The following is a 19,487-nucleotide window of genomic DNA, read 5'->3' on the forward strand; positions in this document are numbered from 1 at the left end:
CGCCGGGTCGGGTTACGATGCGCCGGCGGTCAGCGTGTCGTCGGCCAGCTGCTGCCAGTAAGCTGCCTGCTCGCCGTCGACGGCAAGGCCCAGCTCTCCCTGGCGATAGGCGCGCACCAGCCGCTCGGCGGCAAGATAGTGGCCGGCCTTGGCCGCTCGGGCATACCAGGTAACGGCATATTCGTCCCGACGCGGATACTGCGCGCAGCCGTGCTCGTAGATCCGCGCGACCTGATACTGCGCCTTGAGGTCTCCTGCGTGGGCCGCTTCTACCACGTAGCGGGCACCGCGGGCCTTGTCCTGAGGAGAGGCGCTGCGGTGAAACAGCATATGGCCGTACACCGATAGCGCATCCGGATGCCCGGCCTCGGCGCAGTGCTTGAAAAGCCTAAGCGTCAGCCGCTGGGTGCGCTTTGATCGCGGCAGCAGCCAGCGGGTATGAAAAAGCCTATCGGCCAGGCGATACTCAAGACGCGTCAACAAAGATGATGCCTGCAACATGGCGAACCACCTTGCCTGTCAAGTGGAATCCGGAAAAGCCGCCAACAGCGCACTTGCGGCTACCCTAGTGTGCCCTTGTCCGACCGGCAGCCGGCCAACGGGCTGGCAAGCATACGCCCGGCGCTGCAAGGACTCAACCCCCGTCATTTGCCGCCTGTCATCCCCCTCGCTACCATACGCTTTACGCGCCGGCAACGACGTTACGTCCGCGTCTTCAGGCCTTTCAAAAGGAGATCATCATGCAAACGCGCCCTTTGGGTAACACCGGCATCAACCTGACACTTCCCGCCCGCCGCGCACTGCGCTTTGGGCGAGGGTTCCCGGGTCACCCCGAGAACCTTCCTGCTTCAACACGCCTTCACTAGGCCGTGACGATTAGGCCACAGCCCCCGATCCAGTCGCTCCACAGGCTACCCCCGCCCGTCCGGCGGTTTCGATATTCCGGTTCTTCGTCGTTTCATGTGGATTTGGCCTGATCCAGCAGGCGGCCCACCGGGCTGCCGATCAGGTAGATCATCGCGATGAAGTTGGCCTCGTTCCGGTAACCACGTGCGCGTGACTTGGCCGCCTGGAAGAGTCCGTTCATGCCTTCCAGCCGCGCGTTGGTCAGTCCCGATATCCAGCGCCTCACCACCTGCTCGGCATGTCGCTCCAGCGTCGTCAGGGCCTTCGCCATCGGCTTGAGCAGTGCCTGGCCGGTGACGGCCTCCCGCATGACCTTGAGGTAGTTCGTGATGCGCCACCGGGCGGCACGCGGCGTCGGCGCCTTCTGGATCCAGCGCAGCTTTTCCTTGATCACCCAGGCATCGCCGGTGGCCCCCTGATCGGCTACCAGCTCCTGGAGGGCAGCGACCTGCTTGGCCGTCATATTGCCGTTATCCAGGTTCTTCAAGACCGCCCACCGGAGGGCTTTGGGATGCCCCTTCTCACGGCGTTCCTTCTTGCGGACCTCGTCCAGCGCCTTGGTGAAGGTCTGCACGATGTGGAACCAGTCGACCGTCACTTCGGCGTTGGGCAGGTGCTCGGCCACGCCGCTGAGGAACGCCTGAGACATGTCGCAGACCACCTCGACCACGTTGTCCGGGTCACCGCCATGCGCCGCCAGGAAGGCGCTGAAGGCCTTGATGGCGGCCTTGCCATGGCCCGGGACGGCGAAGAGCACCGGCTCCTGCTTGCGCTGCATGTCGAGGAACACCGTGACGTAGCGCTGGCCGCGCCGGGAGGCCGTTTCGTCCACGCCGACAGTGGCCACGCTGGACAGATCCAACTCACCCAGCATGCGCCCCACGTAGTGGTGCACGATGCGCCACAGGCGCTTGTCCGAGATCTCCAGTTGCCGGGAGACGGCCAGCACCGGCATCTCCTTGACCAGCGACATGGCCGCCTGCTCAAACAGCAGGGTGAAGTCGCTGCCAGGGCGGGCCCAGGGCACCTCGATGCGCTTGACGCCATGCTCGGGGCACTTGGTGCGAGGCACCCGCGCATGCAGGTAACAGTGGTGCTGGAAGAAGTTCAGATGCCGCCACGTCTTGTCGGCGAAGTCATGGGCCGGGCAGGCCTTGCCGCACTCAGGGCAGGGGTAGAGGCTGCCCCGCTCGGCCTCGACGTAGAGGTCCAGGCGGTGGGGCGAGACGGCGGTATCCAGGTGCTGGTCCTTGAGAACCCAAGGTGCTTCCAGGCCCAAGCCGAGGGTCAGAATCTGGGTGCCGTCCATGCCATACCTCCTGTCCATGTGGAGGTCATATCCTGGCCCAGCTCAGGGGGCGAATTCCACACCCAACGACGAAGAGCCGATATTCCTGGCCGCGTTGATATCGCGGTCAATGGCCTGGCCGCAGCCGTCACAGTGCCAGTGGCGCTGCGACAGCGGCAGTCTTTCAATCCGGTGGCCGCAGTGGTGGCACGTTTTGCTGCTGGGCAGCCATTGGCTGACCTGAATGAGCTGGCGGCCCGCCCAGTCGGCCTTGTAAACCAGCTGGCGCAGGAACTCGCCCCAGCCGGCATCGCTGATGGCTCTGGCCAGTGTCTTGTTCTTGAGCATGCCGGCAATATTCAACGTCTCGACGCAGATCACTTGGTTTTCGTTGACCAGCGTCCGAGTCGCCTTGTGCATGGCGTCGCGGCGGCAGTCCGCGATTTTGGCATGCAGACGCGCCACCTTGCGGCGCATTTTGTGGCGGTTGTTCGAGCCTCGCTGCTTTTTGCTCAATCGGCGTTGCAGGTAGGCCAGTTTGGCGGCATACCGCTTGAGATAGCGCGGGTTGCCCGACTTCTGCCCCTGACTGGTGATGAACAGGTCGGTCAGCCCCAGATCAACACCTACGGTGTTAGGAGAGACCGGCAACGGCTCGGGCGTGAACTCGCACAGACAGCTGATGAAGTAGCGGTCTGCACGGTCGCGTGAAATCGTCACGCTGGACGGGGCGCCGGGCAGTGGCCGGCTCCAGCGGATCGGTAGCGGTGTTTTCGTTTTGGCGATAGTGATCTCGCCGTCCCGATAGCGGAAGGCAGCCTTGGTCAGCCTAATGGATTGCCGGCCATCCTTGGCTTTGAAGCGCGGATAGCGCGCCTTGAGCGTCGGATTGAAGAAGTTGTCGAAGGCCGCTTTTTGATCGCGCAGGGCTTGTTGCAGGATCACGCTGGACACGTCCTTCAGCCACGGATATTCCGCCTTGAGGGCCACCAGCCGCTTTTCTGCTGCCGAGTGGGTGAGCGTTTCCCCGCGCTGCTGATACGCTTCGGTGCGATAGGCCAGGGTGTTGTTCCAGACAAAACGCACGCAGCCAAAGGATTGAGCTAATAGCTCAGCCTGCTCGGGCGTCGGATAAAACCGTTCCTTGTAAGCGCGTTTCGTCATTTTGTATAAATATCAGGTGGTGATGGAACCTTCAACCCCGGCACCGCGTTGCGGTGCGCGCTTTTATCACCGCCCGCATGGGGCGATGCTTTACGCGCTATTTGGTAAGCCGGCTGTGTCTGGGCACCATGACGTTTGGCGAGCAAAACAGCGAAGCCGAGGCGCATCAACAGCTGGACCGCGCCGTCGCGTTTGGCATCAACTTCATTGATACCGCCGAAATGTATCCGGTACCGCCGCGTGCCGATACCCAGGGACGCAGCGAGCGCCACATCGGCTCCTGGCTTGCCCGGCGCGGTTCGCGAGACGACGTGATTCTCGCCACCAAGGCCGCCGGCCCGGGAGCGGGAGTGGCACACCTTCGCGGCGGCCCGCGGCTTACCCGCGGGCATTTACACCGGGCTATCAACCAAAGCCTTGAGCGGCTGCAAACCGACTATGTAGACCTCTATCAGCTGCACTGGCCCGACCGCCAGGCGAATTTTTTTGGCCCGCTGGGCTATGAACACGACGAAGACGAAGACGCGACATCGCTGGAAGAAAGCCTCTCAGCGCTCAAGGAACTGGTCGACGCCGGCAAGGTGCGCGCCGTCGGCCTGTCCAATGAAACGCCGGGGGCGTAATGAAGGCGCTGGCACTGGCCGAGCGGCTGGGCCTGCCCCGGGTCGCCTCCGTGCAAAATCCCTACAACCTGCTCAACCGCAGCTTCGAGGTAGGGCTCGCAGAAATCGCCCATCGGGAAAACGTCGGCCTTTTGGCCTACTCGCCGCTGGCCTTCGGCACGCTTTCCGGCAAATACGTAAACGGCGCCCGCCCGGCCGGGGCACGGCTGACGCTGTATGAACGTTTCCAGCGCTACGCCGCGCCCAAAGCGGAAAAGGCCATCAAGGCTTACGTCGCGCTTGCCCGGGACAGCGGGCTTGAGCCATCGCAGATGGCGCTGGCCTATGTCAATTCACGGCGCTTTCTGACCAGCAATATTATCGGTGCTACGACCATGGCACAGCTGGAAAGCAATCTGGAAAGCGAAGCGCTGCGCCTTGACGACGACGTGCTTGACGCCATCGACGCCATCCATCAGCGCATGCCCAACCCCTGCCCGTGATCGCCTTGCCAGCAACCCGTCTCTTATCGGCTTGATAGCGCCGGCCTTGGCCGGGGCTTGCTATCATTGAGACGGCAATCGCCCCGTGTTTTTCCCTACTGGTTTATGGAGCGCTTTATGCTAAGCGTTATTTCCCCGGCCAAAAAGCTGGACTTCGACACGCCGCCCACAGCGGCTGAGTACACCAACCCCGACTTTCTTGCGCAGAGCCAAACGCTGATCGACATTCTGCGTACGTATTCGCCGCAGCAGATCAGCGAACTGATGGGCATCAGCGACAAACTGGCCGGTTTGAACGCCGCACGCTTCGGCGAGTGGCACACCCCGTTCACTCCGGACAATGCCAAGCCGGCAGCACAAGCCTTTCAGGGGGATGTGTATACCGGGCTTGACGCCGCACGCTTCAGCGACGCCGATAACCGCTTTGCCCAGTCGCATCTGCGCATTCTCTCCGGGCTTTACGGCGTGCTGCGTCCGCTGGACCTTATCCAGCCCTACCGTTTGGAAATGGGCACTAAGCTTTCAAACCCGGCGGGCAAGGATCTTTACGCTTTTTGGCGCTCGACCGTGACCCGGGCGCTAAACGACGCCATTGCCGAAAGCGGCTCCCAAGTGCTGGTCAATTTGGCATCCAACGAGTACTTCAAGGCCATAGAGCAAAAAAGCCTTGATGCCCGGGTTGTGACACCGGTTTTCAAAGACGAAAAAAACGGGCGCTACAAGATCATCAGCTTTTATGCCAAAAAGGCCCGGGGGCTAATGAGCGCCTGGATTATTCACCAGCGCCTAAACGATGTTGCCGGGCTGGAAGAGTTCAACGCTGCCGGCTATCGCTTTAACGCGGCCGCCTCAGAAGGCGATACGCTTGTCTTTAGCCGGCGCGAACAGGACCGCCCCTGAGCCTGAGTCAAAAAAACGTAAGCGGCCGCGCCGAACGGTCTCGCAACAGCTGCCGGTGCGCCTGCTGAAACGTCTTTGTATCGCAGCGATCAAGCCACTCATAGGCGGCCATATCCGCTGTGATACTGACGGCCCCGCCGGCAGCGGCACGCTTGCGGGCCAGGCTTGCCTCATCTTGGCGGCGGCTGACCGTGGCCTCGCTCAGCCAGTACACCTCATAGCCTGCCTGCAGCAGGCCAAGCGCTGTTTGCAGCACACACACGTGCGCTTCTGCCCCGCAGATCACAACCTGCGGCCGGCCTGCCTGCGCTAGCGCATTGCGAAAGTCGGCCTCGCCCATTGCGCTGAAATGCTGTTTGCAAAAAAGCCGGTACTGTTTCAGCGCACCCAACAGCTCAGGCGCACTGGCACCGATTTTCTCCGGCGCCTGCTCAGTCACCCAGACCGGCACACCCACAAGTTCCGCCATCCGGGCTAGCCAGCCGGCTTCGTTTACGGCCTGCCGGCCGCTGTCAATCACCGGCAGCAAGCCTGTTTGAGGGTCTACGATCAGCAGCAGGCTATTTTCACGGTACAAACGCATTGTGTATTCTCCGCTCGTACACTCGGGGAGCACTTAGGCAGTGCCATAAGCCCCAAAAAGCCGCTTTAAGCGGCTTTTGTACGGCACGTTCGTCGACAAAATCGTTATTCAGCCGCTTGTTCGGCCGATTCCTGAAGCTCGTTACCCATTTCCTCAATGTTCTCGCCGGCCTGTTCCATACTTTCATCGATACTTTCGCCCGCTTTTTCAGCCGGCCCCTGCTCTTCACATGCAGCCAGACCGCCTGTCATCATCAGTACGCCCAATACCGCTGCCCGTTTTTTCAGCCCTGCATTCATGATCCATCCCCTCTTCTGTACGCTTTAGCGTTGTGCGTTGGTTCTTTCTGCCAAAGGTAGCAGACCCTGGCAAAAGGGGCATACTGCTGCCGGCGCTTTCATATTAGCTGCACGGCCTTGCGCATTGTCTGCCCGGCACGGATGTCACGGCGAGTTGCAAAACGCTACCTCAGATTAAGGGCTGGCCTGATGGCGGGTATCTATGGCCTTGACTACGGCTCTATGGCTATTTTTTTCTGACGCGCTTTTTCTTACACACTTTTTCTTCCGCGCACACAAAAAACCCGGCACGTGGCCGGGTTTTCTGCGTATTGATGCCTGACGATGTCCTACTCTCGCATGGGGAGGCCCCACACTACCATCGGCGCTGAACGGTTTCACTGCTGAGTTCGGCAAGGGATCAGGTGGTTCCCGCTCGCTATGGCCGTCAGGCGTAACTGGTGGTCTATCAAGCTGTGCGATACGTCTCTTGTATCCGGTCGTTGTCCTGCAACCCGACCCCTTGGGTGTTATAGGGTCAAGCCTCACGGGCCATTAGTACACGTTAGCTCAACGCCTTGCAGCGCTTCCACACCGTGCCTATCCACCAGCTCGTCTTGCTGGGCCCTTCAGGAGGCTCGAGGCCTCGGGGATGTCTCATCTTGAAGGAGGCTTCCCGCTTAGATGCTTTCAGCGGTTATCCCGTCCGACCTTAGCTACCCGGCAATGCCACGGGCGTGACAACCGGCACACCAGAGGGTCGTCCACTCCGGTCCTCTCGTACTAGGAGCAGCCCTTCGCAAACATCCTGCGCCCACGGCAGATAGGGACCGAACTGTCTCACGACGTTCTAAACCCAGCTCGCGTACCACTTTAAATGGCGAACAGCCATACCCTTGGGACCGACTTCAGCCCCAGGATGTGATGAGCCGACATCGAGGTGCCAAACACCGCCGTCGATGTGAACTCTTGGGCGGTATCAGCCTGTTATCCCCGGAGTACCTTTTATCCGTTGAGCGATGGCCCTTCCATACAGAACCACCGGATCACTAGAACCTGCTTTCGCACCTGCTCGACGTGTCTGTCTCGCAGTCAAGCACCCTTGTGCTCTTGCACTCACTGCACGATGCCCGACCGTGCTGAGGGTACCTTCGTGCTCCTCCGTTACGCTTTGGGAGGAGACCGCCCCAGTCAAACTACCCACCACACACGGTCCTCGATCCGGATCACGGATCAGAGTGAGAACGCCAATGATGCCAGGCTGGTATTTCAAGGATGGCTCCCCCCGGTCTGGCGACCGGGGTTCCAAGCCTCCCAGCTATCCTACACAGGCAACATCAGCGTCCAGTGTGAAGCTATAGTAAAGGTTCACGGGGTCTTTCCGTCTGGCCGCGGGTACACCGCATCTTCACGGCGATTTCAATTTCACTGAGTCTCGGGTGGAGACAGCGTGGCCATCATTACGCCATTCGTGCAGGTCGGAACTTACCCGACAAGGAATTTCGCTACCTTAGGACCGTTATAGTTACGGCCGCCGTTTACCGGGGCTTCGATCAAACGCTTCGGCGAACCTAACGTCATCACTTAACCTTCCGGCACCGGGCAGGCGTCACACCCTATACGTCCGCTTGCGCGTTGGCAGAGTGCTGTGTTTTTAGTAAACAGTTGTAGCCACCTGGTATCTTCGACCGCCTTCCGCTCCGCCCGCGAGGGGTTTCACGTACCGGCGGCGTGCCTTCTCCCGAAGTTACGGCACCATTTTGCCTAGTTCCTTCACCCGAGTTGTCTCAAGCGCCTGGGGATTCTCACCCTGACCACCTGTGTTGGTTTGGGGTACGGTCGCATCGTATCTGGTGCTTAGAGGCTTTTCCCGGAAGCGTGGCATCAATGACTTCAACACCGTGGTGTCTTCGTCTCGTCTCTCGGCCTTGAGCCGCCGGATTTGCCTGGCGGCTCAGCCTACGGACTTTCACCAGGACAACCGTCGCCTGGCTCACCTAGCCTTCTTCGTCCCCTCATCGCAATACGATCCGGTACGGGAATATTGACCCGTTTCCCATCGACTACGCCTTTCGGCCTCGCCTTAGGGGCCGACTCACTCTGCTTCGATTAGCGTCGAACAGAAACCCTTGGTCTTCCGGCGAGGGCGTTTTTCACGCCCTTTATCGTTACTCATGTCAGCATTCGCACTCGTGATACCTCCAGCGAGCTTCTCAACTCCCCTTCATCGGCTTACACGACGCTCCTCTACCGCTCATCCACAGGATGAGCCCGTAGCTTCGGTACCTGGTTTAGCCCCGTTACATCTTCCGCGCAGGCCGACTCGACTAGTGAGCTATTACGCTTTCTTTAAAGGATGGCTGCTTCTAAGCCAACCTCCTAGCTGTCTGAGCCTTCCCACATCGTTTCCCACTTAACCAGGATTTGGGGACCTTAGCTGACGGTCTGGGTTGTTGCCCTTTCCACAACGGACGTTAGCACCCGCTGTGTGTCTCCCACGCTGCACTCACCGGTATTCGGAGTTTGCCTCGGGTTGGTAAGTCGGGATGACCCCCTAGCCGAAACAGTGCTCTACCCCCGGCGGTGATACGTGAGGCGCTACCTAAATAGCTTTCGAGGAGAACCAGCTATCTCCGGGCTTGATTAGCCTTTCACTCCGACCCACAGCTCATCCCCGCATTTTTCAACATACGTGGGTTCGAGCCTCCAGTTGCTGTTACGCAACCTTCACTCTGGCCATGGGTAGATCGCCCGGTTTCGGGTCTATTGCCAGCAACTCGACGCCCTGTTAAGACTCGGTTTCCCTACGCCTCCCCTAGTCGGTTAAGCTTGCTACGGACAATAAGTCGCTGACCCATTATACAAAAGGTACGCGGTCACAGAACAAGTCTGCTCCCACTGCTTGTACGCACACGGTTTCAGGATCTATTTCACTCCCCTCTCCGGGGTTCTTTTCGCCTTTCCCTCACGGTACTGGTTCACTATCGGTCAGCCAGGAGTATTTAGCCTTGGAGGATGGTCCCCCCGTCTTCAGTCAAGGTTACACGTGCCCCGACCTACTCGATTTCACGCGTTTGGATTTTCGACTACGGGGCTATCACCCGCTATGGCGGCGTTTCCCAACGCCTTCGTCTAATCGGCCACGCGCTTAAGGGCTGCTCCCCGTTCGCTCGCCGCTACTGGGGGAATCTCGGTTGATTTCTGTTCCTCGGGGTACTGAGATGTTTCAGTTCCCCCGGTTCGCCTCGTATTCCTATGTATTCAGAATACGATACTCACCTTGTGGTGAGTGGGTTTCCCCATTCAGAGATGCCCGGGTCGCAGGTTGTTTGCCACCTCGCCGAGCCTTATCGCAGGCTTCCACGTCTTTCATCGCCTCTGGCTGCCTAGGCATCCACCGTGTGCGCTTCATTGCTTGACCCTATAACCCGAAGGAGTCGGGGTCGCAATGACAACGATTACCGGATACGCTTGAGACGTATCACATGATCACTTCATCTGAAATGATCGTTTATCAGCTTGATATACCTTGTTAAAGAGCAACTGTTCAGTGAACAGTGATAAGCACGGCCAAGCGGCCGTCGCTTATCAGTGGTCACGGGACAACAAACGGCAAGGAAATGGTGGAGCCTAGCGGGATCGAACCGCTGACCTCCTGCGTGCAAGGCAGGCGCTCTCCCAGCTGAGCTAAGGCCCCAGTGATTGCCATGCGGCATGGCTTGCCACCAAAACTTGTGTACACCGACGCGGTACTACGCAAGCTGGTGGGTCTGGGCAGACTCGAACTGCCGACCTCACCCTTATCAGGGGTGCGCTCTAACCAACTGAGCTACAGACCCGGAATAACCGCGATGCCTGTGGCACGGGCTACCGTTTGTGCTCTGTTTACTTGATCAGGTAATTCATTGTGGGCACTTGCCGAGCGGGTGACGCATCGATTAAGGAGGTGATCCAGCCGCAGGTTCCCCTACGGCTACCTTGTTACGACTTCACCCCAGTTGCGAACCACACCGTGGTGATCGCCTTCCGAAGTTAGGCTAACCACTTCTGGTGCAGTCCACTTCCATGGTGTGACGGGCGGTGTGTACAAGGCCCGGGAACGTATTCACCGTGCCATTCTGATGCACGATTACTAGCGATTCCGACTTCACGGAGTCGAGTTGCAGACTCCGATCCGGACTGAGACCGGCTTTATGGGATTCGCTGACTTTCGCAAGCTCGCTGCCCTTTGTACCGGCCATTGTAGCACGTGTGTAGCCCTACCCGTAAGGGCCATGATGACTTGACGTCGTCCCCACCTTCCTCCGGTTTGTCACCGGCAGTCTCCCTAGAGTTCCCGACCGAATCGCTGGCAAATAGGGACAAGGGTTGCGCTCGTTACGGGACTTAACCCAACATTTCACAACACGAGCTGACGACAGCCATGCAGCACCTGTCTCTCGGTTCCCGAAGGCACCAAGGCATCTCTGCCAAGTTCCGAGGATGTCAAGGGTAGGTAAGGTTCTTCGCGTTGCATCGAATTAAACCACATGCTCCACCGCTTGTGCGGGCCCCCGTCAATTCATTTGAGTTTTAACCTTGCGGCCGTACTCCCCAGGCGGTCGACTTATCGCGTTAACTTCGCCACAAGGGTCTCAAGGACCCCAACGGCTGGTCGACATCGTTTACGGCATGGACTACCAGGGTATCTAATCCTGTTTGCTACCCATGCTTTCGCACCTCAGCGTCAGTGTCAGTCCAGAAGGCCGCCTTCGCCACTGGTATTCCTCCCGATCTCTACGCATTTCACCGCTACACCGGGAATTCTACCTTCCTCTCCTGCACTCTAGCCCAACAGTTCCGGATGCGATTCCCAGGTTGAGCCCGGGGCTTTCACAACCGGCTTATCAAGCCGCCTACGCGCGCTTTACGCCCAGTCATTCCGATTAACGCTTGCACCCTCCGTATTACCGCGGCTGCTGGCACGGAGTTAGCCGGTGCTTCTTCTGTGAGTGATGTCCTTCGGCCGGGGTATTAACCCGACCGCGTTCTTCCTCACTGAAAGTGCTTTACAACCCGAGGGCCTTCTTCACACACGCGGCATGGCTGGATCAGGCTTTCGCCCATTGTCCAATATTCCCCACTGCTGCCTCCCGTAGGAGTCCGGGCCGTGTCTCAGTCCCGGTGTGGCTGATCATCCTCTCAAACCAGCTACGGATCGTTGCCTTGGTAGGCCGTTACCCCACCAACCAGCTAATCCGACATAGGCTCATCCGATCGCGGGAGCCAAAGCCCCCTTTCTCCCGTAGGACGTATGCGGTATTAGCCTGAGTTTCCCCAGGTTATCCCCCACGACCGGGCAGATTCCTATGCGTTACTCACCCGTCCGCCGCTCGACGCCTGAAGTGCAAGCACTCCATCGTTTCCGCTCGACTTGCATGTGTTAAGCCTGCCGCCAGCGTTCAATCTGAGCCATGATCAAACTCTTCAGTTTAAAATCATATAGTGCATAAGCTGCACCAAACTTGGCTCAAGGTTTCAAACGTCTCAGATAAAACCCGAAGGTTTTTGACGAGACACTTGCCTTGATAATAGGTGATTTGCCACCCACTCAGGCAAGCGCCCACATGAATTACCTGATCAACTTGTTAAAGAGCGTTTCGCAAAGCCGGCTTTTTGCTGGCCGGGCGGCAACGTTTCGTTGCTGCTGCGAAGAAGGCGTATTCTACGCTTTCCGTAACGCTTGTCAAGGACGTTTATAAAACCGGCTCGCTACAACAAAAAAATGAGCCAAAACGCTAACTGTCTGACAAACAAGGGCTTTTAAGCCCGGTCACCGCTAACAACGCGAGGCGTCGTCGGCAGCGGGTGCGTACTGTATGATCTATTCGAACGTTTCGCAATAGGCAAAGGGCATTTTTTTGCGCATGAACCCTCCAAGCCACCGGCGCCTGGCTTTTATGCTGCTACTGCTGGGGCTTGCCCTGTGCATCTGGCAGGCGGCACGCATGGCCCATGAGCAAGCGCTGGCCGGCCTAAGCGACGATGCGCGTAACGAGCTGCGCCTGTCGGCTGCCAATCTACGGGGCTATCTGCTGCGCTATGACTACCTGCCCCAGATGCTGGCCTCCCGCGAGCGCGTAAAACGCTTTCTTGCCGCGCCAGAAAAGCAAAGCCCCATGCCGCTGAACCTGCAGCTTGATCGTTTTCGCTTTACCGCCGGCGTTTCCGACGTTTACCTGCTCAACCGTGAGGGCACCACCGTTGCTGCCAGCAACTGGCATCGCGCCGACACCTTCATCAGCGAGAACTATGCGTTTCGTCCGTACTACCAGGAGGCCATGGCCGGCGGCGAAGGGCGCTTTCACGGGCTGGGCACCCAGTCGCGGGCTCGCGGGTATTACTTTTCGGCCCCGGTGTGGCTGGATGACACCGCCCCGGATGCCCAGCCGGCCGGCGTGGTGGTCGTCAAAATCCTGCTCGACGAGGTCGAGAAAGGCTGGTCAGCGCAGCAGGCCGAATTTTTGGTCACCGACGATACCAACGTGATTTTCATGGCCAGCCGCGAAGCGCTGCGCATGAACGCCCTGCAGCCGCTGAGCCCGGCCCAGCGCCAAACGCTGCGGCAAACCCGCCGCTACGCCCGCCAGCCGCTGGACCCCTCGGGCATTCATATTGAGCATGCCTACCGCGACAACGCCCGCATCGTGCGCTTTACCCACGGCCCGCTAAAGGGCGGGCGCTACCTGAACCTGACCTACCGGCTTGGCGATTTCGGCTGGAACATGCACATTCTCAAGCCGCTGGACGCCGTGGTTCAGGCCCAGTGGCTGGCGGCCCTGCTGGCCGGCGGGCTTTACGGCGTGGTGGCGCTGGGCGGCGGCATTACCTGGCAGCGCCTGCGGCTGCGCCGCGAGCGTGAAGCCTTTGCCGAGCGCGAACGCCGCACTCTGGCCCAGGCACGCGACGAGCTGGAAGACAGCGTAGCCCGGCGCACTCGGGATCTGCTTGCCAGCAACCGGCAGCTTTCCGCCGAGATCGAAGAGCGCCGCCGCGCAGAGGCCAGCCTGCGCCAAACCCAGGACGAGCTCATTCAAGCGGCCAAACTTGCCGTGCTCGGCCAGCTGGCGGCGGGCGTCAATCACGAGCTCAACCAGCCGCTGGCGGCCATACGCGCCTACGGCGAAAACGCCCGGCGCTTTATTGCGCTTTCGCAGCTGGACCAGGCCGACGCCAATCTTGAACAGATCGTCGAGCTGACCCACCGCATGGCCGACATCAGCGCCCAGCTGCGCCAGTTTTCCCGCAAGAGCAGCGAGCGCCACGAGGCCATCGCCGTGCAGTCCTGCGTGGCCTACGCGCTGCGCCTGTTTCAAACCCGCCTTAACGACGGCCACATGCGCCTGGAGCAGCACATGCCGGAAACGCCGGTCTGGGTGCTGGGGGATCTGGTGCGCCTGGAGCAGGTGATCGTCAACCTGATCAGCAACGCCCTGCAGGCGGTACAGGACACGCCCCGGCCTGTGATCGGCATTACCCTGGAGGTGGCCGAGGCCAGCATCCGCCTGCACGTTACCGACAACGGCCCCGGCATGGCCAAGGCCCACCTTTCCCGAGTGTTCGAACCGTTTTTCTCCACCCGCGCGCCGGGTACCGGGCTGGGGCTGGGCCTTTCCATCTCCGCGCGGATCATGGAAGATCTGGGCGGCCGCCTGACCGCCACCAACCGCGCGGAAGGCGGCGCCTGCTTTACGCTTGCGCTGCCCCGCTCAGCCCCGCCCGCTGAAACGCCGGAGACCTCCCATGCATGAGCCTTCAAGCCTGCCGGTGATCGTCGTTGACGATGAGCCGCACCTGCGCATTACCGCCGGGCAAACCCTGACCCTTGCCGGCTACACCCCGCACTGCTTTGCCTCCGCCGAGCAGGCGCTCAGCGCGCTGCCGCGGGATTTTCCCGGCGTTGTCGTCAGCGACATCCGCATGCCGCGCATGGACGGCATGACGCTGCTGCGCACGCTGCAGCAACAAGACCCGACCCTGCCGGTTATTTTGATTACCGGCCACGGCGATATCTCCACGGCGGTGGAAGCCATGCGCGCCGGCGCCTGGGATTTTCTGGAAAAACCGTTTGCCGGCGACCGGCTGCTGGACGTGGTGCGCCGCGGCGTCGAAAAGCGCCAGCTAAGCCTGGAAAACCGCCGGCTCAAAGCCGAGCTGGAAGCCCAGCAGGCCGCGCTGGGGCCGCGGCTGGTAGGCCGCACCGATGTGATATCGCGCCTTGCCACCATGATGCAGCGCATCAGCCAGATTGAAGCCGACGTGCTGGTGTTTGGCGAAACCGGCACCGGCAAAGACCTGGTCGCGCGGGCCATTCACGAACGCAGCCAGCGCCGCCACGCGCCGTTTGTCGCCATCAACTGCGGGGCGGTGCCGGAAAGCATCATCGAATCGGAACTGTTCGGCCATGAAAAAGGCGCCTTTACCGGCGCAGTGCAGCGGCGCATCGGCAAGTTTGAGCACGCCAACGGCGGCACCGTGTTTCTTGACGAGATCGAATCCATGCCGCTGGCCCTGCAGGTCAAACTGCTGCGGGTATTGCAGGAGCGGGCCGTTGAGCGGCTGGGCGGCAACCAGCCGGTCACGCTGGACATCCGCGTGATTGCCGCCACCAAGACCGACCTCAAAGCCGCCGCCGAGCGCGGCGACTTCCGCGAAGACCTGTACTACCGGCTGAACGTGGTGGCGCTTTCGCTGCCCGCCCTGCGCGAGCGCCGGGACGATATTGCGCTGCTGTTCCAGCACTTTGCCGTCGTGGCGGCAACGCGCAGCGGGCTTGAAGCCCCGCCGCTGAACGGCCACGACACCGCCCTGCTGCTCGCCCACGACTGGCCGGGCAACGTGCGCGAGCTGCGCAACCTGGCCGAGCGCTACGTGCTGCTGGGGGCGGCCTTTGACTACCGGCTGGGCGCGCTGCTGGAAGGCGAAAGCCACGACGCCGCCGATGCCGGGCTCACCCATCAGGTAGAGCTATGCGAAAAAAGCCTGATTCACCAGGCGCTGGCTCGCCACCAGGGCCAGGTGACCGCCGTGTGCCGCCAGCTGGGCGTGCCGCGCAAAACCCTCTACGACAAGCTCAAAAAGCACGCGCTGAAAGCCGACGACTACCGCCACCAGTCCGCCCCCTGAGCCAGCAGCGCGCCCAGCACCTCCCACGGCGGCAGCCAGGGCATCAGCGCCGCCGTGGCCGCCAGCATCAGCAGGCTTGATGCCGGCCGGCTCGCATCGGCCAGCTTGAGTGCCGTGCCAAACGAGCGCTTGAGCCGCGCGCCTTCGATATCCACGCTGTAAAGCTCATCAAGCAGCAGATGCACCACAAACCCCAGCAGCACCGCCAGCCCGTGGCTCCAGGCCAGCCACGCCGGCTGGGCCAGCCAGTGCAGGCTGAGCGCGGCCACCGCCCAGCTGCACATCACCCCCGCCAGCAGCGAATGCCAGCCGCCGCGGTGCACCGTCAGGCGGGCAAACAGCGCGCTGGCAACATAGCGCACCGCCACATACACCCCCGCGCAGGCCAGCAGCAGATAAGGCGGCGCCAGCCGCGGCTGCAAGAGTGCGGCGGCCACGGCCAGCGCCAGCAGCCCCAGCAGGGTAAAAATCAGCCGGCTGGAGCGTGAGTGGTCGGCATCGATATCCGGCAGAATGCCGCCCAACGCCGTGAGCGCGCAGACCGCCAGCGCCTGCACCGGCGACCACGCCTGCGCCTGATAGCCGCCATAGGCCAGCACCACCCCGCCGGCCGCGGCCACGGTGCTGTGCGTGCGAAAGTTAGCCATGAGAACGAAAGTTAGCCATGTTAGCCATGAGAGCGCGCCTTGGAAAAGCCGGACAAAATACCAGATTCCGGCCCGCGGCCCTAGACGTAGCCCGGCGAAACGCCAAAAGCCTACCCGCGCGAAGAAAAGCTGAGTGCTGTGACCGTTACCAAAATCAGCCCGATGCCCAGCAGCTGGCCGGCCGCCAGGGTTTCACCGAGCACCGCCACGCCAAACAGCGAAGCGGTGACCGGCTCCACCATGGCCACAATCGACGCCACGGCCGGGCTAATGCGGCGAAGCCCGATGACGTAGAGCACAAACGACCCCCCGGCGCCCACAAGGCCCAGCAGCACAAACAGCGGCAGGTAGCGGTCGCTGAGCACCGCGTACACCTGCCCGACCTCCGCCAGGGCCAGCAGCACAGCGGCCAGCACGGCAAAGGCAACGGTCAAAATCGCCTGGGGGCTGCCATGGGGAGCGGCATAGGTAAAGCCGAAAATAAACACCGCATAGGAAAGCCCCGCCAGCAGCCCGGCAACGCCGCCCACCAGGGTGACGCTGCCGGCCCCGGCCGCATACACCTCGGTGAGCAGCACAATGCCCAGCAGCGTCGCGGCGATGGCGGCCCACTTGCCCGGCGTAGGCCGCTCCAGGCCCCCAACAAAAGACACCAGATAGACAAACACCGGCGCGCAGTACATCAGCGTAGCGGCCACGGCCACGCTGCCCTGCGCGATGCTGATAAAGTAAAAGGCAAAGTTGCCGGCCACGCCCAGCCCGGCCACCACCGCCCCGCCCCACAGCCGGCGGCTGGCAAAAGGGCGGTGCCCCGGGCGCAGCGCCAGCCAGCCGGCAACGCACACAAGCCCAACGGCGCCGCGATAAAACGAAACCACCAGCGGCGGCCAGCCCGCGGCCATCAGCACCCCGGCCATGCCGCCGGAAAGCCCCCAGCCCAGTGAAGCCAGCATCACCAGTAGCGCGCTGCGTGTTGCCATGGTGCCTCCCGTTGCAGTGCTTACACAGCATAAAGGCGCCGCGCCGCCCCATCCAGCGCCTGCCCGCCGAGAACCGCTGGACACAGCGCCCCGAGGCCGTTAGGATACGCCCCCATCAAGCGCCCATAGCTCAGCTGGATAGAGTATCGGCCTCCGAAGCCGAGGGTCGCAGGTTCGAATCCTGCTGGGCGCACCAGATTTTTCAAGGCCTTACGTTAACGCGTAGGGCCTTTTTTTATGCGTGTGTCAAATCTGTGTCATTTCTGCGCCACGTTTGCTGACACATCGCTTTGCGCTCCATTTTCATCTAATGACCTCTGGCCGCGCGTTGGCACAGAATTTTGACACAAGCCTGGTCGTGAAGCGCCAGCTGATCACGGCTGATTGCCTGGCTAATCTCCCAACGACTTAAGCAAAGCGTCACGTGCATCCAGATAAAATTGGATATCTACCTTGGTGGCCATCTCATCCGAGAGATCGAATAGCAGCTTTCGGCAGGTAACCGGCATCAGGATGGCCGTAGCGCCTTTCTCCACGGCGATTTCCACCAGGGTGACTGGGTTATGAATCGGTTCAATAGAGCCACCTAGATTTATCTCACCGACGACAATCAGCCCCCCGCGAAGGCTGCGCCTGAGCAATGATGAGCTCATGGAGATAAGCGCCGCCACGCCCAGCTTAGTACCAGCCTTAGCGGCGTCGAAAGCGCGTAATTGCACGTTGAACTCATGCTGTCGGGGCTCCTTGTCGCCAACCAGTTGCCCGGCGCGCGCATAGAGGTTCTGCTCGGCGTAACCGATGCTCTCCTTGAAAGCGGGTGGAACGGGCTTGTTGAGGATCTTCACGCCGGTGCCGGGCCCCTCATTGACTTCGATGCGGAACAGGCCCGGGTGCTCGTCCTGGCCGTTGCTGGCTTGGCCGCCGGGGCTGATGCTCCACACCTGGCCGGGTTCCAGCGGGTCGTTTCCGATGCTGCTGTCGCTCTGCAGCTCCGGGGTGGCCACAAACTTCTCCACGCCATCCTCGCCCATGGTGTAGCTGAAGTGAGTATTGCGGAACTCGGCGGCGCCGATGCGCTTCTGCTGCTCCTTGACCCGTCGGCGTGCCTCCATGCCGATATGAATGGCCCACTCCAAGTCGTCGTCGCTGGGATATAGGTCATCGCCGGGATATAGCAGTTTCAACAGACCACTAGCGGTTTTGTTGACGGCGTTGGTATCACGGCCGGATAGGGCTCCACCGAAGAAAACACGCCCCTGCCACTGTGAAACGCGGCTCTGGTTGCGCATCTGGCTCCAGCACTCCGAGAGGAAGTCGCTAACCAGGCCGAAGTGATCGGTGAGCAGCTCCTTGCTGACCTTGGGCACATCCCAGCCGGGCAGAAAGGCATGGATGCGATCCATGAAGGCGGTATCGTGGCGCATCTCTTCCGGCAGTGGCCCAAACAGATGGCTGATGCGCTGCTGGTGTTCCACATCCACTTCGAAGTTGCCGACAAGCACGATGGAACCGTCGGCGCGAATGCTCTCCTTGCCACGGGAGAACTCCCCGCTCTCCATATAGCCCTTCATGATGTTGACGCCGTCTTTATTGTCGAACGAAATACCCGACACTTCGTCAAAACAGACCACATCATACTGGCATACCAAACCCCGCTGCCCACTAGCATTGTTGACGAACATTTTAGCTACAGTGGCCTTGCCGCCAGAGATCAGATGGGCATAGGGTGATACCTGCTGGAACAAGTGGCTCTTGCCGGTACCCCGGGGCCCCAGCTCTACAACGTTATAGTTGCGCTCCACGAACGGCACCATGCGCAGCAGCATGGCGTCCTTCTGGCGCTCGTCGAGGCCCGCCGGTTCGATGCCGGTGGAACGCAGCAAGAAGGCTTTCCATTCCTCGGTGGTGAAGTGCGGGCGGGCCTTGGCCAGCTCGTCGAGCACGTCGCGTTTGGAGAGCTGGATCTCGCGCAGGGCGCGGATGCCGAAGGGGCGTCCACCTTGCTCCTGGGCGATGCTGGCGTCATATTCAAGGGTTACTTCTGCATAGAACCCCCCAGTCAGCATGCGTTCATGCGTGCTAACCAAGTCATCGGGGATTCGTACGTCATTCAAGCGGAGGCTTGGCAAGCTTGCCATGTAGGTATCGTTTTTGGTGTCCAAACGCGCCTGGATCAGATCGATGATCTTGATCTCGCCCTTCTCGCGGGCGCGAGCCTTGAACAGCTCCTCCTCGCCGGCCTTGATAGTGCGCGATTTCAGCTGCCGCTGCACCACCTCCAGGCCCTCCTCGATCTCCTCCGGATCGGTGCTGGCACAGTAGCGGCCGAGCAGGAACTCCACGACATAGGTCGGCACGGGAAATTGGCTGGCAAAGGTTCGCACCAAGTCCTTGCGCACCAAGTAGCCATCCAGCAGCTCGGCTGCCTTGCGATCCAGATCATCGAGTTCCATGACGTCTCCTATGTCACC

At 60.8% G+C, this 19,487-nt stretch carries 11 protein-coding genes, 3 tRNA genes, 3 rRNA genes and 1 pseudogene; 5 read left to right on the top strand and 13 right to left on the bottom strand.

What is annotated here, in order from left to right:
* Window positions 1–12: 12 nt before the first annotated feature.
* The 3 genes from ACZ415_RS02360 to ACZ415_RS02370 form a co-directional block, all read right to left on the bottom strand.
* Window positions 13–501, bottom strand: coding sequence for a tetratricopeptide repeat protein (locus ACZ415_RS02360; RefSeq protein WP_344703997.1), 489 nt, complete (start codon window positions 499–501; stop codon window positions 13–15).
* 457 nt (window positions 502–958) lie between these two features.
* Entirely contained in the window at window positions 959–2,215 is a 1,257-nt protein-coding gene (locus tag ACZ415_RS02365) for an ISL3 family transposase (RefSeq protein ID WP_464387777.1), read from the bottom strand.
* A 42-nt stretch (window positions 2,216–2,257) separates the two neighbouring features.
* Window positions 2,258–3,358: an RNA-guided endonuclease InsQ/TnpB family protein gene (locus tag ACZ415_RS02370; RefSeq protein WP_464387741.1), complete on the bottom strand. Its 1,101-nt coding sequence runs from the start codon at window positions 3,356–3,358 to the stop codon at window positions 2,258–2,260.
* A 77-nt stretch (window positions 3,359–3,435) separates the two neighbouring features.
* Here ACZ415_RS02370 and ACZ415_RS02375 point away from each other — a divergent pair.
* Window positions 3,436–4,463: pseudogene (locus ACZ415_RS02375) on the top strand (NADP(H)-dependent aldo-keto reductase).
* Window positions 4,464–4,580: 117 nt separating this feature from the next.
* Entirely contained in the window at window positions 4,581–5,363 is a 783-nt protein-coding gene (gene yaaA / locus ACZ415_RS02380) for a peroxide stress protein YaaA (protein WP_344701240.1), read from the top strand.
* 7 nt (window positions 5,364–5,370) lie between these two features.
* On the opposite strand, the gene ACZ415_RS02385 is transcribed toward yaaA, so the two are convergent.
* The 7 genes from ACZ415_RS02385 to ACZ415_RS02415 form a co-directional block, all read right to left on the bottom strand.
* A complete protein-coding gene (locus tag ACZ415_RS02385; protein ID WP_344701242.1) occupies window positions 5,371–5,946 on the bottom strand; it encodes an isochorismatase family protein in 576 nt (191 codons plus the stop codon).
* Window positions 5,947–6,050: 104 nt separating this feature from the next.
* The gene (locus ACZ415_RS02390; protein WP_344701244.1) at window positions 6,051–6,245 is read right to left on the bottom strand and encodes a hypothetical protein; all 195 of its coding nucleotides are present in this window, start codon (window positions 6,243–6,245) and stop codon (window positions 6,051–6,053) included.
* 316 nt (window positions 6,246–6,561) lie between these two features.
* Window positions 6,562–6,677 (bottom strand): 5S ribosomal RNA (gene rrf, locus ACZ415_RS02395).
* Between the two features lie 81 nt (window positions 6,678–6,758).
* Window positions 6,759–9,645, bottom strand: a 23S ribosomal RNA gene (locus ACZ415_RS02400).
* Window positions 9,646–9,845: 200 nt separating this feature from the next.
* Window positions 9,846–9,921 (bottom strand) — tRNA-Ala (locus ACZ415_RS02405).
* Window positions 9,922–9,986: 65 nt separating this feature from the next.
* Window positions 9,987–10,063: transfer RNA gene (locus ACZ415_RS02410), tRNA-Ile, on the bottom strand.
* A 100-nt stretch (window positions 10,064–10,163) separates the two neighbouring features.
* A 16S ribosomal RNA gene (locus ACZ415_RS02415) occupies window positions 10,164–11,697 on the bottom strand.
* Together the 16S, 23S and 5S rRNA genes with 2 tRNA genes alongside form the textbook arrangement of a ribosomal RNA operon.
* A gap of 466 nt (window positions 11,698–12,163) precedes the next feature.
* On the opposite strand from ACZ415_RS02415, the gene ACZ415_RS02420 reads away from it, so the two are divergent.
* Complete coding sequence (locus tag ACZ415_RS02420; protein ID WP_344701045.1) at window positions 12,164–14,014, top strand: sensor histidine kinase; 1,851 nt, start codon at window positions 12,164–12,166, stop codon at window positions 14,012–14,014.
* On the top strand, window positions 14,007–15,389 hold the full coding sequence (locus ACZ415_RS02425) for a sigma-54-dependent transcriptional regulator (RefSeq protein ID WP_344701047.1): 1,383 nt from the start codon (window positions 14,007–14,009) through the stop codon (window positions 15,387–15,389). Before ACZ415_RS02420 ends, ACZ415_RS02425 begins: the two co-directional genes overlap by 8 nt.
* On the opposite strand, the gene ACZ415_RS02430 is transcribed toward ACZ415_RS02425, so the two are convergent.
* Entirely contained in the window at window positions 15,365–16,036 is a 672-nt protein-coding gene (locus tag ACZ415_RS02430; protein ID WP_344701049.1) for a metal-dependent hydrolase, read from the bottom strand. The genes ACZ415_RS02425 and ACZ415_RS02430 overlap by 25 nt on opposite strands.
* Before the next feature lie 110 nt (window positions 16,037–16,146).
* Window positions 16,147–17,016 carry a DMT family transporter gene (locus ACZ415_RS02435; protein WP_344701051.1) on the bottom strand — a complete coding sequence of 290 codons (870 nt, stop codon included), beginning with the start codon at window positions 17,014–17,016 and terminating at the stop codon, window positions 16,147–16,149.
* A 119-nt stretch (window positions 17,017–17,135) separates the two neighbouring features.
* Between ACZ415_RS02435 and ACZ415_RS02440 the strand changes: the two genes are divergently transcribed.
* Window positions 17,136–17,212, top strand: a tRNA-Arg gene (locus ACZ415_RS02440).
* 196 nt (window positions 17,213–17,408) lie between these two features.
* Here ACZ415_RS02440 and brxL read toward each other — a convergent pair.
* Window positions 17,409–19,469 carry a protease Lon-related BREX system protein BrxL gene (brxL, locus tag ACZ415_RS02445; RefSeq protein WP_344701053.1) on the bottom strand — a complete coding sequence of 687 codons (2,061 nt, stop codon included), beginning with the start codon at window positions 19,467–19,469 and terminating at the stop codon, window positions 17,409–17,411.
* Window positions 19,470–19,487 lie beyond the last annotated feature (18 nt).

It is taken from the genome of Halomonas cibimaris, from assembly GCF_055379665.1.

Bases quoted from the DNA above. Each gene is read 5' to 3' on its own strand.
- ACZ415_RS02360 (WP_344703997.1), bottom strand. From the start codon at position 501: ATGTTGCAGGCATCATCTTTGTTGACGCGTCTTGAGTATCGCCTGGCC.
- ACZ415_RS02365 (WP_464387777.1), bottom strand. From the start codon at position 2,215: ATGGACGGCACCCAGATTCTGACCCTCGGCTTGGGCCTGGAAGCACCT.
- ACZ415_RS02370 (WP_464387741.1), bottom strand. From the start codon at position 3,358: ATGACGAAACGCGCTTACAAGGAACGGTTTTATCCGACGCCCGAGCAG.
- yaaA (WP_344701240.1), top strand. From the start codon at position 4,581: ATGCTAAGCGTTATTTCCCCGGCCAAAAAGCTGGACTTCGACACGCCG.
- ACZ415_RS02385 (WP_344701242.1), bottom strand. From the start codon at position 5,946: ATGCGTTTGTACCGTGAAAATAGCCTGCTGCTGATCGTAGACCCTCAA.
- ACZ415_RS02390 (WP_344701244.1), bottom strand. From the start codon at position 6,245: ATGAATGCAGGGCTGAAAAAACGGGCAGCGGTATTGGGCGTACTGATG.
- ACZ415_RS02420 (WP_344701045.1), top strand. From the start codon at position 12,164: ATGCTGCTACTGCTGGGGCTTGCCCTGTGCATCTGGCAGGCGGCACGC.
- ACZ415_RS02425 (WP_344701047.1), top strand. From the start codon at position 14,007: ATGCATGAGCCTTCAAGCCTGCCGGTGATCGTCGTTGACGATGAGCCG.
- ACZ415_RS02430 (WP_344701049.1), bottom strand. From the start codon at position 16,036: ATGGCTAACTTTCGCACGCACAGCACCGTGGCCGCGGCCGGCGGGGTG.
- ACZ415_RS02435 (WP_344701051.1), bottom strand. From the start codon at position 17,016: ATGGCAACACGCAGCGCGCTACTGGTGATGCTGGCTTCACTGGGCTGG.
- brxL (WP_344701053.1), bottom strand. From the start codon at position 19,469: ATGGAACTCGATGATCTGGATCGCAAGGCAGCCGAGCTGCTGGATGGC.